Annotated in this window: 15 protein-coding genes; 9 read left to right on the forward strand and 6 right to left on the reverse strand. The window is 40.8% G+C overall.

The window, feature by feature from the left end:
* Nucleotides 1–31: 31 nt before the first annotated feature.
* The 5 genes from ilvC to R8N23_RS06455 all read right to left on the reverse strand — a co-directional run bounded on the left by ilvC (nucleotide 32) and on the right by R8N23_RS06455 (nucleotide 4,841).
* Complete coding sequence (ilvC, locus tag R8N23_RS06435) at nucleotides 32–1,513, reverse strand: ketol-acid reductoisomerase (protein WP_318170745.1); 1,482 nt, start codon at nucleotides 1,511–1,513, stop codon at nucleotides 32–34.
* 218 nt (nucleotides 1,514–1,731) lie between these two features.
* Nucleotides 1,732–2,595, reverse strand: coding sequence for an AraC family transcriptional regulator (locus R8N23_RS06440; protein ID WP_318170746.1), 864 nt, complete (start codon nucleotides 2,593–2,595; stop codon nucleotides 1,732–1,734).
* 37 nt (nucleotides 2,596–2,632) lie between these two features.
* Nucleotides 2,633–3,037: an endonuclease domain-containing protein gene (locus R8N23_RS06445; RefSeq protein ID WP_318170747.1), complete on the reverse strand. Its 405-nt coding sequence runs from the start codon at nucleotides 3,035–3,037 to the stop codon at nucleotides 2,633–2,635.
* Between the two features lie 102 nt (nucleotides 3,038–3,139).
* Complete coding sequence (locus R8N23_RS06450; protein WP_318170748.1) at nucleotides 3,140–4,393, reverse strand: ATP-binding cassette domain-containing protein; 1,254 nt, start codon at nucleotides 4,391–4,393, stop codon at nucleotides 3,140–3,142.
* Nucleotides 4,394–4,433: 40 nt separating this feature from the next.
* The gene (locus tag R8N23_RS06455; RefSeq protein WP_318170749.1) at nucleotides 4,434–4,841 is read right to left on the reverse strand and encodes a hypothetical protein; all 408 of its coding nucleotides are present in this window, start codon (nucleotides 4,839–4,841) and stop codon (nucleotides 4,434–4,436) included.
* Nucleotides 4,842–5,095: 254 nt separating this feature from the next.
* Between R8N23_RS06455 and R8N23_RS06460 the strand changes: the two genes are divergently transcribed.
* The 9 genes from R8N23_RS06460 to R8N23_RS06500 all read left to right on the forward strand — a co-directional run bounded on the left by R8N23_RS06460 (nucleotide 5,096) and on the right by R8N23_RS06500 (nucleotide 12,493).
* Nucleotides 5,096–5,947 (forward strand): universal stress protein, encoded by an 852-nt coding sequence (locus R8N23_RS06460; RefSeq protein WP_318170750.1) that lies wholly within the window; start codon nucleotides 5,096–5,098, stop codon nucleotides 5,945–5,947.
* Between the two features lie 188 nt (nucleotides 5,948–6,135).
* Nucleotides 6,136–6,567, forward strand: a complete 432-nt coding sequence (locus R8N23_RS06465) for a hypothetical protein (protein WP_318170751.1) — start codon at nucleotides 6,136–6,138, stop codon at nucleotides 6,565–6,567.
* 85 nt (nucleotides 6,568–6,652) lie between these two features.
* Nucleotides 6,653–7,117 (forward strand): hypothetical protein, encoded by a 465-nt coding sequence (locus R8N23_RS06470; protein ID WP_318170752.1) that lies wholly within the window; start codon nucleotides 6,653–6,655, stop codon nucleotides 7,115–7,117.
* Nucleotides 7,118–7,196: 79 nt separating this feature from the next.
* On the forward strand, nucleotides 7,197–7,559 hold the full coding sequence (locus R8N23_RS06475) for a response regulator (protein WP_318170753.1): 363 nt from the start codon (nucleotides 7,197–7,199) through the stop codon (nucleotides 7,557–7,559).
* 6 nt (nucleotides 7,560–7,565) lie between these two features.
* Nucleotides 7,566–8,957: a sigma-54 dependent transcriptional regulator gene (locus R8N23_RS06480; protein WP_318170754.1), complete on the forward strand. Its 1,392-nt coding sequence runs from the start codon at nucleotides 7,566–7,568 to the stop codon at nucleotides 8,955–8,957.
* A 71-nt stretch (nucleotides 8,958–9,028) separates the two neighbouring features.
* A complete protein-coding gene (locus R8N23_RS06485) occupies nucleotides 9,029–10,480 on the forward strand; it encodes an ATP-binding protein (protein WP_318170755.1) in 1,452 nt (483 codons plus the stop codon).
* Between the two features lie 135 nt (nucleotides 10,481–10,615).
* Nucleotides 10,616–11,131 carry a DNA starvation/stationary phase protection protein gene (locus R8N23_RS06490; protein WP_318170756.1) on the forward strand — a complete coding sequence of 172 codons (516 nt, stop codon included), beginning with the start codon at nucleotides 10,616–10,618 and terminating at the stop codon, nucleotides 11,129–11,131.
* A 67-nt stretch (nucleotides 11,132–11,198) separates the two neighbouring features.
* Nucleotides 11,199–11,459 carry a YtxH domain-containing protein gene (locus R8N23_RS06495; RefSeq protein WP_318170757.1) on the forward strand — a complete coding sequence of 87 codons (261 nt, stop codon included), beginning with the start codon at nucleotides 11,199–11,201 and terminating at the stop codon, nucleotides 11,457–11,459.
* Nucleotides 11,460–11,557: 98 nt separating this feature from the next.
* On the forward strand, nucleotides 11,558–12,493 hold the full coding sequence (locus R8N23_RS06500; protein ID WP_318170758.1) for a mechanosensitive ion channel family protein: 936 nt from the start codon (nucleotides 11,558–11,560) through the stop codon (nucleotides 12,491–12,493).
* A 69-nt stretch (nucleotides 12,494–12,562) separates the two neighbouring features.
* On the opposite strand, the gene R8N23_RS06505 is transcribed toward R8N23_RS06500, so the two are convergent.
* Complete coding sequence (locus tag R8N23_RS06505) at nucleotides 12,563–14,503, reverse strand: ATP-binding protein (RefSeq protein WP_318170759.1); 1,941 nt, start codon at nucleotides 14,501–14,503, stop codon at nucleotides 12,563–12,565.
* Nucleotides 14,504–14,562 lie beyond the last annotated feature (59 nt).

Consider the following 14,562-nt stretch of genomic DNA (forward strand, 5'->3'; position numbering starts at 1 on the left):
TGGGGTTTAATACTAATTTTTTAGCGAAAGCTTATCCTAAAGCAATCTGCTTCATGGCAGTCATCGCGCCTCTTAGCTCACCGCCTACGTACTCGATGTCGTGGCTTCTCAATATTTCGTTGATCTGAATCAACGTCACATTGTCCACGCCATTGTCGATACCGTCGTTGTAGTCTTTACCGATGATGTTGGTAGAAACTGTTTTCATGAAGTCAGCCAACAAAGGCTTACAAGCATGATCGAACAAGTAACAGCCGTACTCAGCCGTATCAGAAATCACTCGGTTCATTTCGAATAATTTCTTTCTAGCAATCGTGTTGGCGATTAATGGCGTTTCGTGAAGCGACTCGTAGTATGCAGAAGCACCTTGGATACCCGCTTCAGTCATGGTTTCGTAAGCCAACTCAACACCAGCTCTCACCATAGCTACCATCAACAAGCCTTTGTCATAGTACTCTTGCTCGGAGATGTCGATGTCTGCAGGAGCAGTTTTTTCGAAAGCAGTTTCGCCAGTAGCTGCTCTCCAGCCTAGGAGGTTTTTGTCATCGTTAGCCCAGTCAGCCATCATTGTAGAAGAAAACTCTCCAGACATGATGTCGTCCTGATGTTTCTGAAACAATGGTCTCATGATGTCCTTCAACTCTTCAGAAATCTCGAAACACTTAACTTTTGCCGGGTTCGAAAGTCTGTCTAGCATACCAGACACACCACCGTGCTTCAAAGATTCTGTGATTACTTCCCATCCGTACTGGATGAATTTAGCAGCCCATCCAGCGTCAACACCTTCAGCTACCATTTTGTCGAAGCAAAGGATAGATCCAGTTTGCAACAATCCACAAAGGATCGTTTGCTCACCCATCAAATCCGACTTTACTTCAGCTACGAAAGACGATTTTAAACATCCTGCTCTGTGTCCGCCAGTAGCAGCAGCATAAGCCTTAGCTTCTGCCCACCCTTTACCCTGAGGGTCATTTTCTGGGTGTACAGCGATCAAGGTTGGTACGCCAAATCCTCTTAAATATTCTTGTCTTACTTCTGACCCTGGAGACTTAGGTGCCACCATGATCACGGTCAAATCTTCTCTGATTTGCATGCCTTCTTCCACGATGTTGAATCCGTGAGAGTAAGAAAGCGTAGCGCCTTTTTTCATCAAAGGCATCACAGCAGATACCACGTTGGTGTGTTGCTTGTCTGGCGTCAGGTTGATCACCAAATCAGCCGAAGGAATCAATTCTTCGTAAGTGCCTACAGTGAAACCAGCCTCTGTTGTATTCACGTAAGATGCTCTTTTCTCATCGATAGCTGCTTGTCTCAAAGCATAAGAGATATCCAATCCAGAATCTCTCATGTTCAATCCCTGATTTAATCCCTGTGCACCAGCACCAACAATTACAATTTTCTTTCCTTTTAGCGCTTCTACGCCGTCTGCAAATTCAGACCCATCCATAAATTCCGCCTGACCCAATTGATTCAATTGCTCTCTTAGCGGTAATGTGTTAAAATAATTTCCCATATCTTTTTTTGTTTTTTAATGCTTTATTTGGTCTTTAGTCATCCCGTAGCGACAAGGCTTGCGAAGGGATCTTCTTAGCTTCTTGCAGTCTGCTGATAACTAAGGAGATTTCTCCAGTCGTTCCTCCTTGCGAAATGACAGTACTAATTCTCACAATACAAAGATGATGGGGCTTTCGCCAACTATTGTGGTGGAAAAATGAAAAGTTTAGGTACTTTTCAACGATTCTCTCGATAGTTCAGTGGTGTGATGCCTTCAGATTTCTTGAAAAACTTAGTGAAATACGACTGATCTTTGAAATTGAGATGATCGGCTATTTGTGTAATGGAATAGTCCGAATACTTCAATAACCGCTTGATTTCAATGATTTGTTTTTCCCGGATCAGCTCCTTTGAGGTTTTAGAAGTCCGTTCTTTGACTAGATGCGTCAGATGGTTTTCACTGACGTTGAGCAAATCTGCGTAGTCTTTGATGCTGAGATTCTGTTGGTATTTTTCCTCGATCAATTCACGAAAACGTTTGACCAGCACATGTCCCTTTTGCTTTACGCCTTCGAGGTGCTCCGGTGGGTATAGCCTTTCACACGAACACAGGATCAATTCTAACAGCGCATGAGAAAGCTCATAGCTTCCTTGATCCGGCTTGCTCATTTCTTCACAGCCTTTTTTGAACAGAGACTCTAAAAAGGCCTGATCCGACGGGTCTTTGATCAAAAGGGGAGGGTTGTCCTGTTTTACATTGAAAAAGAAAGGGTATTCCAAAAGTTTATTCTGATTGCTCTTGTCGAGCAAATAATACTCACCCGTAAATAGAAAAATATATCCAGCTACATCTTCAGACAATTCCAACTTGTGCGCCTGTCCCGGACTGAGAAAGAAAATGCAGGGCGGTTGAATGTCGTAGCTGTTGTTGTCGATGATATGCACGCCAGAGCCACGTGTGAGGAATAGCACCTCAAAAAAATCATGGCAATGCGGATATTCTACCTCAAAGTGGCGATTGGCATCGAATACTTCCACCTGGTAGGGTTTTTCTCCACCTGCTTTAAATTTTTCAATACTATAAACGGGTATGCCTTTCATGTGGGGTAAAGATAGTCACCACACCTAAATCCTCTCCTCAAGGTGAGGACTTTTCTTGCTTCTCCGATGGAGAAGCGTCGTGATTGAGTTGCTGCAAAATCTTAAGTTTCACCCATTCCAGTTCGTTCATTACATCTTCATTTTTGAACCTGATGACCTTTATTCCTAGCTCTTCAAGTTCGTGTGTTCTTCCTTTGTCTATTTCTGCTTGTTCCTGTCCAGAGTGATAGCCGCCATCTACTTCAACAATGAGTTTGAATTCATGACAATAAAAATCGGCGATAAACTGAGAAATGGGATGTTGTCTCCTGAATTTGTGTCCTTCCAGCTTTCGATTCCGAAGTGCATCCCATAGTATCTTTTCGGCTGGCGTCTGTTTTTTTCGATTGGCCTTCGCAAACTCAAAAAGTTTGCTACTTGCTCCTTTGTGTAGATTGTTCATTTTAAGTTGGTTAGTGTTCCCTTCTCCCGGGGAGAAGGGCTAGGGTTGAGGAATTTACCAATCAAAAATGAAAAAGGCAATTTGACAATTGAAATGCTGAAATTAGATTTCCCTCATCAATCCAGTCGACCCTTCCTCCCCCGGAATCAACTCAAAACTATTGGTAGGCGTGAGGCCGGGCTCCAGTCTGTGAGATACATAGATGATGGTGGTTTCACCCTCATGAGCGATGCGATTGATCAGATCGGTCATTTGAGCGGCACTTTCGTCGTCCAGGTCTACCGAGGCTTCGTCTAGGATGAGCAGCGGCGGATGCTTCACCATGGCTCTGGCAATCATGATCATGCGCTGGTGGCACATGGACAAATCAATAAACGGTTTCTCATTCAGATGAGCCAGTCCGATAAAGTCTAACCAAGCATTGGCTAACTTGATTTGCTGATCGGAGGCAATATGATAGAGGCCGACCGAATCAAAAAAACCGGAGATAATCATATCACGAACCGTTTGCCTTCTTTTGAATTGAAAGGTCATGTTGGTGGTGAAGTAGCCCACTTTTTGCTTGATCTCCCAGATGGTTTCGCCTGTGCCTTTTTGCTTGCCGAAGAGTTTGATGTCTTGCCCGTAGGCCTTCGGGTTGTCGCCCGTGATCATGGTGAGCAGGGTCGTTTTGCCACTGCCATTTGGGCCGTATAGATGCCAGAATTGGCCTTTGTTGATTACCCAACTGATGTTGCTCAGGATGCATTTATCCAGGTAGGATACGCTCACTTGGTTAAATGCCACCAATGGATTGTCATGCTCAGACACGGCATGCAGTGGAGGCGGTAGCGGATGCTCGTTTTTAGTCGTATTTGATCTTTGTGTTTGTTTTTCCTTTTTTGAAATAGCACCATTTTCATAAAGAAAAGAATCTTTCAAAAAGCCTAAATGATCATCGTCGCGTGAGTAAATGTTGATGATGCTGAAGTTCTTCGATTGCGCTTCCAGTTGGTTTGTAATTCTTTCTCGGGCAGCCATATCTAGATTGTCCAACAAGTGATCCAGTACCAATACTTCAGGCTTCAACGAAAGTGTGTATTGTAGAAATGCTTGCTTGCGTTCTCCAGAAGACATCGAGTGTAGAAATTGTCCACTCTGTTTCAGAATGGCGTCATTGTCATGGATCAGTTCTTCATCTATAAACCTAAGAATGGTCTTAGGAGAAAGTATTTCGACTTTTTTACCATCTAGCCACTGCAAGTTTTCTATGTATCTTTTATCAAGCAGTCCTGCGATCAAAGGTTGGCGTTCAGGCGCTTTCGAAAGTTTTATATTCCAGAGGTGATTGATTTGCTGCATAGTAAAGTCAGACATTTGTCTGATGCAAATATGCATGGATCATGGAAAATTCTCCCTACGCTTTGATTTTGATCCCAATGATTTGTGGTAAAATACCTTCTACGCCTTTTAATTGGATCAGAATAGTATCTCCCGCACGCAAGGAAGAATAAATGTTTTGAATTTTTAGTGTTTGGTTAGATAGGACATCGTCGAATCGATGAGCATAAATGCTGACCCCACTTCTCACAAGGTTGATTTCTACTTTAGTATTTCGATACCCAAGTTCCTCAATCAAGTCTTTACGAATGACATATCGCAATGTATTTGCATTATTGGGTTGATTGATTTCAGTAAGGCTTACACCCGATGTGTACGCGATCTCTTTTTCGCCCCAATAAAATTTTAATCTATCCTCGCTTCGAAAGCCTGTGCATAAAACAAAGAGAACTAATGGAATTAAAACGCTTTTAATATTTTTCATTTCTTTCGAATAGTTGGACTTTCAATGTATGGAATAATTTGGTCCTAAATAAGGGTTGACGGACGGATAACCGCTATCAAGTGACAAACAATAATATAGTCTGACTGTGGAGCATATTCCCCAATTGAGTCGAGAATGGAACACACTGGTTTATAGAAATCTGTTGAAAATGCTAGTAGGGGCCTATTTGCCTCTTGGATTGATTTTTTCTTTAATAGACGTACACTGCGAAGTACAGCATTAAAGACACAATCATGAAAGACATAAAAAACTTATTAGTTCCCATAGATTTTACCAAAGAATCAGTGGCAGGTTTAAAGGCTGCCAATCAGTTTGCGACAAAATTTAAAGGCAAGGTACACGTTGTGCATTTCCTTCCTTATCATCCAGTGGTTACACCGGTATATCCTGGAGACAATTCTATGAGTGTCAATAAAGTAGTGCAGGAACAGCAAATGGAACGCGAAAAGATCCATGTGCTAAGAAAGCTGAAAACGGAAATGGATCTCTATTTGAGTGAAGACTTGAGAGGTCAGATCTATATAGTAAGTGATACGCTCAATTCAGGGATGAATGACTTATTAGACGATATTAAAGTAGACTTGATTGTATCGGGTACTTCTGGGAGTAGCAATTTAATTGAGAAATTCTCTGGAAACAATACCGAAAAAATGATACGAAAGTCAGGTATTCCAGTACTGGCAGTATCTAATTATGCAGACGTTTCATTAGACGATGTGTTGATTGCTACTGACTTAAGTACAGAATTACCCACCCGTTTGTACGACATGTGTCGATTATTGGAAAATCACGGAGCGACCATTCATTTTGTAAATGTCAATACTACCGAACTGCTCAACGAGGCAGATATTTTGCCTAAAATGTCAGCTTTGGTTAAAGCATTAAAGATCAGAAATTTTAGAATCCATATAGTTTCAAACAAAGGAGAGGTAAACGGCATTATGAAAGTTGTCGATAAAATCCACCCAGGTTTGATCTTGATGAAAACGTATCAAAAATCCAGTTTCTGGACCTTCTTCGAGGGAAGCCTGGCAGAAAAGGTCATCCACGAAACAGAAGTACCAGTCCTGGTAGAACAGGTCTGATCTAGTGTGGAAAAATATCCCCACCCATTACGATATTGTTGAAATTCATTCTCTTTTAATTAGTCGATTTAAGGTTTAGAGCTATTTGGAGGCTGTTTTATCAAAAGGAATGATTTTGGCAACTCATTAATCAAATTGTAGGAAAGAGGAGAGTCCTCTTGATTGAAGTTTTAAATACAACATAGAATATGAATTTTAGAAATAGTAATAATTACACTCATCTTTTAACATTAGTGCTGATCATCACATTGGCCAGTTGCTCTTCGAACAACAACAAATCTGAAGCTGCAGAGGCTGTGGAAGAAGTGAAAGAAGAAGCGTTGGCAGCCAAGAAAAAGCTAAAAGGCGAATACAACGATGCGATTGAGGCTTTGGATAAGAAAATATCCAGTTTGGACAATGAGTTGGAAGGCGCAACAGATGAGACGAAAGAAGAACTAACGGCCACGCTGGATAAACTTAAAAAACAAAGAACTCATATGGCTAATGAACTCGTAGAGATCTCGGAATCAACATCAGAAAGCTGGGATGAGATTAAACAGGAGTCAGAGGAAGTGTTGATTGTCTATCAAGCAAAAATTGATAGCCTGACACTTGAAGCTGAAGAATTGATCAATTAAGCCAGCAGTGAAGAGGACCAAGCAAGCATTTGGTGAGCTTGGTTCTTTGATTTATTTAAAAGTGAATTAATAAAGAATGACAAAAATGGATATTAGAATCAAACAACTCATCGGAGAACTAAAATTGGCAGAAATTACCTACCGCATGTCTTCATTGCGCATGTCTGATCAACCCGCAAAAGATCAATTGATCACTTTGGCAGAACGGAAAATGAAATTCATCAAAGGGATCATAGACCAGCATGACGAAACTTTCGAAAGACTAATGTTAGAGGTTTTGGTCATGGTCAAACCGGAGCACGACAAATTAGAAATTGAACTAGATCATTTGCTTTTGCAAGGCTGGGAAACTGAAATCTTGGATTATTGTTTAGATAGAGAGAGTAAGATTGAAAAACTATACAAGCAGTTGATCACAGACGCCCAATATGATGAGTTTCTCAAAGCATTATTAATGAGTCAGCTTACTGATACAACCGACATCATTAATGAGTTGGAAGATACCAAAGCCGTTTTTGAATCTATATTTTCATTAGAATCTGCGATCTAGCTGTTGCGGTTTTACTTTGGCTTCCATCAATATTGAGCTAACTTGAGAAATATATTACACATGACCAAAATAAACTGAGATGCAGGCCAGAGCCCTCATTGTAGATGATGAAGACGACATTGGATTGATGGTTTCTCGAATCCTGACTAAAGAAGGGTTGGAAGCTGAACATGTCAATAGAATAACTGCAGCCAGGGTCAAAGTGCAGGAAGAAAAGTATCAGGCATACTTGCTTGATTTAAACCTTCCGGATGGAACCGGTTTTGACCTGATCCCACTCATTCGCGCTCAATCGCCTCATGCGCGTGTAATCGTGATTAGCGCGCATGATGGAGCTTATGAAATGCAGCGAGTAGAAGAGGAAAAGGTGCATTCATTCATCAAAAAACCATTTACCAAAAGCCAGATTATAGAAGCCATACAAGGGCTAGAATCGAGATAAACCTATATGAAAAAAATTCTCATAGTTGATGATGAGCCTGATATTTGCCTATTGCTCAAAAAGTATTTTACAAAGAAGGGCTACGAGGCCTTTAGCCAACCCAACGGCGAAGATGCTATCAAATGGCTAAAGGCTAATGAGGTGGATTTGGTAATCTGTGATTTCAAGTTGCCTGATTACACAGGACTAGAGATTCTCCAAAAAATCAAGATAATTAGTCCGGACATTCAGGTGATCATTATTACGGGATATTCGGATGTGAGAGTGGCAGTTGATGCACTTAAAAAAGGAGCATATGACTATGTAACCAAGCCGCTTTATCCAGATGAAATATTGGTCACTGTCGAGCAAGCTTTGAGTACAAAAACTCAACAATCGACTACTCAAACAGAATCAAATACAGCGTCAGAAAATCCTAAAAAACAAGTAGTCTCGCCCACAGACTACATAGCCGGAGTCAGTCATCAAGCGAAGGCTGTCATCAAGCATATTGACTTGATCGCAGCTACCGATATGTCTGTGGTGATTGAAGGCGAAACGGGAACCGGAAAAGAATATGTGGCTAAAGCGATACACGAAAAAAGCCATAGAGATAAAAAGCCCTTCGTGGCAGTAGACTGTGGTGCTTTGCCCATGGAATTAGCTGCCAGCGAATTATTTGGCCACGTGAAAGGTGCATTTACTGGAGCTGTGCAGGATAAAAAAGGCTGTTTCGAAAGAGCCAATGGTGGTACGCTATTTCTGGATGAAATAGGAAACTTGAGCTATGAAAATCAACTCAACCTGCTGCGGGTGCTGCAAGAACGTGTCGTGCGAAAAGTGGGAGGTGCAGAAGAGAAAGCAGTGGATGTGCGTGTCTTGGTGGCCACCAATGAAAACCTAAGAGAAAAAGTAAAGTCTGGCGAATTTCGTGAGGACATTTACTTTCGACTCAATGAATTTAAAATTGAACTGTCTGGACTCAAAGAGCGCCCCGATGATATTGAAGTATTCGCTCAGCACTTTTTGACATTGGCCAATCAGCAATTAAATAAAGATATAAAAGGATTTGCTCCTGATGTCATTCAGATATTCAGAACCTATAGCTGGCCAGGCAATTTGCGAGAGCTGAAAAATGTCATTAAACGTGGTGTTTTACTTTGCACAACAGATAAAATAGGTGCAGAGTGCTTACCCCAAGAGATCCTTACACCTATGGCTGCAGATGATGAAATGGATATGGTGTTCAGCGGTGGTATCCCATCAAGTTTGAAAGCCGTGGCCGAACAAGCCGAAAAGCAAGCCATCCTATTGGTGCTGGAAAAAACTAACAAGAATAAAAGTAAAACAGCCGAACTGCTCGGTGTGGATAGAAAAACGCTCTACAATAAAATGAGAGCCTACGGTATTGATGCTTAGTACAATGGACGTTGTTTTCTTAAATTACTGTCAAGATGAAATTTATCTTTTAGACATCTAACTTAAAAGCATTGGAACAGATCGAAGGATTGAATGAAGGCGCTGTAGAAAGACTACTCAAAAGTATTCTCGATAGCGCCTTTAATGGTATCATGACGCTCAAGGCGGTAAGAAACAATGAGGAAATCACTGATTTTGAGTGGCAGTTTGTCAACGATGTAGCCGAAGAAATTCTAGGATTTGATTCTAAGCAATTGTTGGACCATAAGCTGCTGGATGTATTGCCTCACAATAAAACCGATGGCCTGTTTGATAGCTACAAGCAAGTCGTTGAATCTGGTGAGCTAAAGACCTTCGAACAACATTATTCAGGAAACAATACGGATAAGTGGTACAAAATCGCCATTGTAAAAATGGGAGATGGTGTTACGGTTACTTTTCAGGATGTTTCTGATCTGAAAGAGGCTATTTTAGAAGTTGAGGCTAGGGAGAAAAAGTACCAAAAGTTATTTGAAGAATCGATTGATGCCATTTTCCAGGCCGATGCCAAATTTCGATTTTTAGATGTCAATAGTTCGCTGTTGGAGCTATTTAGATATAATGAAGAAGCTTTGCTCAAGCTTACGTTGAAAGACTTGATATTGGATCCTCAGGAATACAAAGGATTCAAAAAGACCTTGACCAATGACAAACGACTGGAGGAGTACGAACTCGAAATGCACGATGCAGAGGGTAATAAGAAGATTTGTATTGTCAACTGTGTCTTGCTGATCGATCCAGAGAGCAAAGAGAAAAGTTACATCGGAGTGATCAGGGATATGACCAAAAGACGACTGGCGGATAAAGAACTCGTACAAGCAGAAAAGCTTTCGATGACAGGAAAAATCGCCAGAACTATTGCGCATGAAGTTCGAAACCCACTCACCAATTTGACGCTGGCGTTAGAGCAACTTAGGGATGAAGTCACTGAAGAGATAGAAGATGCAGATCTTTATTTTTCCATTATCAAAAGAAATTCCGAACGAATTGGACAACTCATTACAGATCTACTTAATTCTTCAAAACCCAAAGATTTGAAGTTGGTAAAGCAGTCTGTAAATGCCGTTATTAATCAATCCATTGGCCTGGTTAGAGATAGACTGAACTTGCAAAACATGGTGCTGCATGAGGATCTACAAGAAGATCTGCCTGATATTGCATTGGATGCCGATCAAATGAATATTGCTTTGCTTAATCTCTTTATCAATGCGATCGAAGCCATGAAGCCGGATCATGGGGAACTACATGTATCTAGTTCGCTAGACGGAGATCGGGTAGTGGTAAAAGTACGAGACAATGGTAAGGGACTGAGCAAAGAGGACATGAGCAAGTTGTTCGAGCCATTCTTTACCGGTAAAACAGAAGGAACTGGATTGGGACTGACGACTGTTCAAAATATTGTGCGAAGTCACAAAGGAAACATCCAGGCCGAAAGTGAAGTCGGAAAAGGCACAATTTTCACCATTAGTTTTTCGACAGAGTGAGGAAAATATTTCCCAAATTCTTATTGATCTCCTCATAAATCTCCAAGAAAATGAATAAAAAGACGCCATAGAGCGTCATGCGGTCTTGGTACGTTATTCGCAACTCTTCTGGTAAATCAATAAAATCAGAAGATTATGGATAACAATATATTAGATATACAAAAACCGAAAAAGAAATCATACGCCTCACTTGGATATTCAAAGCTCGAAACCGCAGAGCTTGTAGATGTCATGAATAAGCTGTTGGCCAACTATGCGGTGCATTATCAGAAACTCAGAAATTTTCATTGGAATGTACGAGGTGGGGACTTCTTCGATATCCATGAGAAGTTTGAAGTTCAGTACAAAACGGCAAGTGTGATAATCGATGAGATCGCCGAAAGAATAAGGATTTTTGGTCAGATGCCGCTGAGTACGTTGAGAGAATTTCTTGACACCTCTGAAATTAAAGAATCAGGGACAGACCTCACCGGTCTGGAAATGGTAAGGGAGATAATCAAAGATTACCATATTCTATTGGAACATTTGTTTGCTACAATAGAAGTAGCTATTGAAAATGGTGACAGCGGTACCGAAGAAATGATGAAAGGCTATGTGAAACAAGTGGAGAAAGACCATTGGATGCTCACCGCCTTTGCTCACCAGGGATAACCCAAAACAAGAAACTTAATATAAATGCCTCAAAGGTTTTGGGGCTATTCACTAAAAATAGATAAACATGAAAGCGTTAAAATTTATAGCATCATTTGTAATAGGAGCAGGAGCAGGATTAGCAGCAGGATATTTGACAGCGCCAAGGAGTGGCAAAGAATCAAGAGAGAAGTTGGTAGATGAGTCTAAAGAATACAAAGATGCTTTGGAGAAGGCGGCGACTCAGAAATTGGCCGAAGCCAAAACAATATTGAACAAAACCATTAAGGAAAAATCAGCGCAAGGCAAACAGATCCTTGATCAAGTGGCTGAAAAAGCAACGATGTAAGCTGAAAAAAATTAAGTAGCGAGGATAAACCCAGAGCGTATTTCAGGCCATGGAGCTATCCTCGCTGCCATTTTTTAGTTTATTAAACCCTCATTATAATGGAATTCAATTTGAACAAAGCAATAGAAATTTTAAGTGGAAAACTATCCAGCTGGCTAGAGGCGCTCACCGCCTTGCTGCCCAATATGGTAGTGGCAGTATTTGTACTCGTAGTGTCATATATCGTCGCACGAATGTTGAAGATGGCGGTCAACAGACTGATGGCTCGGTTTTCAGCCAAAGAAGCAATCAATAGTCTGTTTACTACACTGGTTTATTTAACCACCCTAGCTATTGGTTTGATGGTAGCGCTAAATGTGTTGCACTTAGAGCAGACGGTGACCTCGCTATTGGCTGGTGCTGGTATTATTGGTTTGGCACTTGGTTTTGCCTTTCAGGACATTGCCGCCAATTTTATTTCAGGCGTTTTGATAGCATTCAGAAAGCCTATTCAATTGGGTGACATTATTGAGACCAAATCTTTTATGGGGACGGTGGAGAAAATAGATCTCCGAGTGACTATGTTAAGAACTTTTCAAGGCCTGCATGTGATCATTCCAAATAAAGATGTGTTCCAATCGCCTGTAACGAATTATACTAAAACCTCTGATCGAAGGATTGATTTAGAGGTGGGCGTTTCTTATGCCGACGATCTGGAGAAGGTAAAACAGGTAGCCATTGAAGCGGTATCAGAATTGCCCTACTTATTGCCCAACAAAGAAGTCGAACTACACTACACGGCGTTTGGTGATAGCTCTATCAATTTCAAATTGATGATTTGGGTTCATTATCCAAATGAACCTGGTTATTTAAAAGCTCAAAGTGATGCCATTATTGCCGTGAAAAAAGCATTTGATGCCAATGATATTACCATACCATTCCCAATCCGTACGATGGATTTTGGAATTAGAGGAGGGAAGACCTTGTCGGAAATGACTGTGAATACAGGAAGCTTGACAAGAAATGGTAAGGCCAAGGAGTTACAAGAAAATTAAAGGATTATACAGGTGATGAAAATGGAACCCTGATCGGACTAAGATTGGGGTTTTCTATTTGTTATCCCTTCAGGAGTAGTCTTTTTCAGAGACGAGTTCTGTGGCGAATTTCAATTTGAAAGAGAATTTGGATCCTTTACCCGGCTTACTTTTCAATTTGATTTCACTTCCGAAAAGCTTCAATATGTGTTTGGTTATTGATAGACCAAGTCCAGTGCCGCTATGTTTACGGGTAGTCTCAGAATCGACTTGAATGAATTTGTCGAATATTATTCGTTGTTTTTCTGGCTCTATTCCTATGCCTGTGTCTTCTACTGTAAATTTCAGTTTGATTTTTTTACTGTCTTTTTTGATGGTCTGAATACTCAATTTGACCATTCCTGTTTCGGTAAATTTGACGCTATTGCTCAATAGGTTGTTCAGCACCTGAGACAGCCTGCCGGGATCGCCTACCAGTTGATGTGGAACATCCTTATCTATATCCAGTTTCAGTTCAATGCCTTTTTTCTTAGCGGCTTCACCAAACCCATCACGAATACCTCTGACGAGCATGTTGATATCAAATGAAGTTGATTCCAATGCTAATTTTCCCGATTCCAGTTTATTCAAATCAAGGATGTCGTTGAGTAGTGTGAGTAAGTTTTCTGCAGAAAACTTGAGCATGTTGAGCGTCTCAATCTGATGTGGTTTGGGCTTGTCTTCCAGCAATAAATGAATGGAGCCAATGACCACATTCATGGGGGTCCGAATTTCGTGGCTCATCACCGATAAAAAGTCAGCTTTGGCCTTTGCCGCAATCAATGCGTTTTGTTTCTCTTTTTCGATGATCTCATTCTTACGCATGATTTCCTCGTTTTTATCGGCCAAAACTTCCATCGTTCTGGCTTTAGACATATACGCCCAATACAACAATAAAAGTAGACATGCGATCACAAGCAATACACCTATGGCTATGTTTCTTATGATGGTTTGATAGGCGTTTTCCTTATTCAACAAGGCTATTTCCTGCTGCTGTCGTTCAAAATTGTAGTTGGACTCTATTTCTTTGATGTTGCTCGTCATTTCACTTTTTCGAATTTGACCTTCCAATCTGGAGTAATCTTCGTGATAACTAAGAGCTGCTTCATAGTTGCTTAAGGCCTTGTACAATTCGGTGAGGCTCAGCAGGCATTCTAAGGTTACATTTTGAGTGCCGAGGTCTTGACTGAGAGCAAATGCTTTGAGCAGGTATTCTTCAGCTTGAATGATTTGATTTTCATTTAAATAGGTTTTACCCACAATCAATGAAGTTTCAGACATGCCTTTCTTATTTTCTTCATTTTCAAAATAAGAAAAGGCTTCTTTCGCATGTGTATGGGCTAATTTGTATTCGCCCGTTTCCATATACAATTCACCCAAACCCCAATGGGCATAAGCTAAGCCTTGGATGTCATTTTGAGATTGAAGTATGCTCAATGCTGATAAATAGAGCGGAAGAGATCGCTCATAATCCTTCATCTGCAGGTGCAAGGCGGCCACCTGAGTCATGGAGTAGGCAATACCCAAAGAGTCTCCCAGTTCCTTTTCAATTTGAAGTGATCGTTTGTGAAAATCAAGCGAGTTGGCTGTGTCTCCCAGACTCTGATAGACCATACCACAGTTGTTATATATTCTGGCCATGCCATCTTCGGCTTTCAAAGATTGGTAAATATCCAGCGCCATCAAGAAGTAGGTGATGGCCACTTCGTGATTACCTTCTATATCATAGGAAATAGCAAGGTTATTCAGTGCATCTGCTTTGCCTCTGCTGAAATTGATCTCATCTGCGAGATGGATGGCTTGCTCAGAAAATTGTCTGGAGGAATCAAGATGAATGAAAGCGTACTCGAACCCTAATTTGGCAAGTAATTTGACCTTGTTCGTATCTGATGTGCTCTGTTTGAGTTTAATTAATAATGAATCGGACTGATCTATGAACCCATATCCTGAGCATAGTATAGCAATGAGGATATGAATCACCAGTTTCTTCATAGGTTGTTTTTCAGGAAAATGAGCAAGAGTAAATTCTTAAAGATTTGTCATTTGAAAAA

This window comes from Reichenbachiella sp. (assembly GCF_033344935.1).
Lineage (GTDB): Bacteria > Bacteroidota > Bacteroidia > Cytophagales > Cyclobacteriaceae > Reichenbachiella.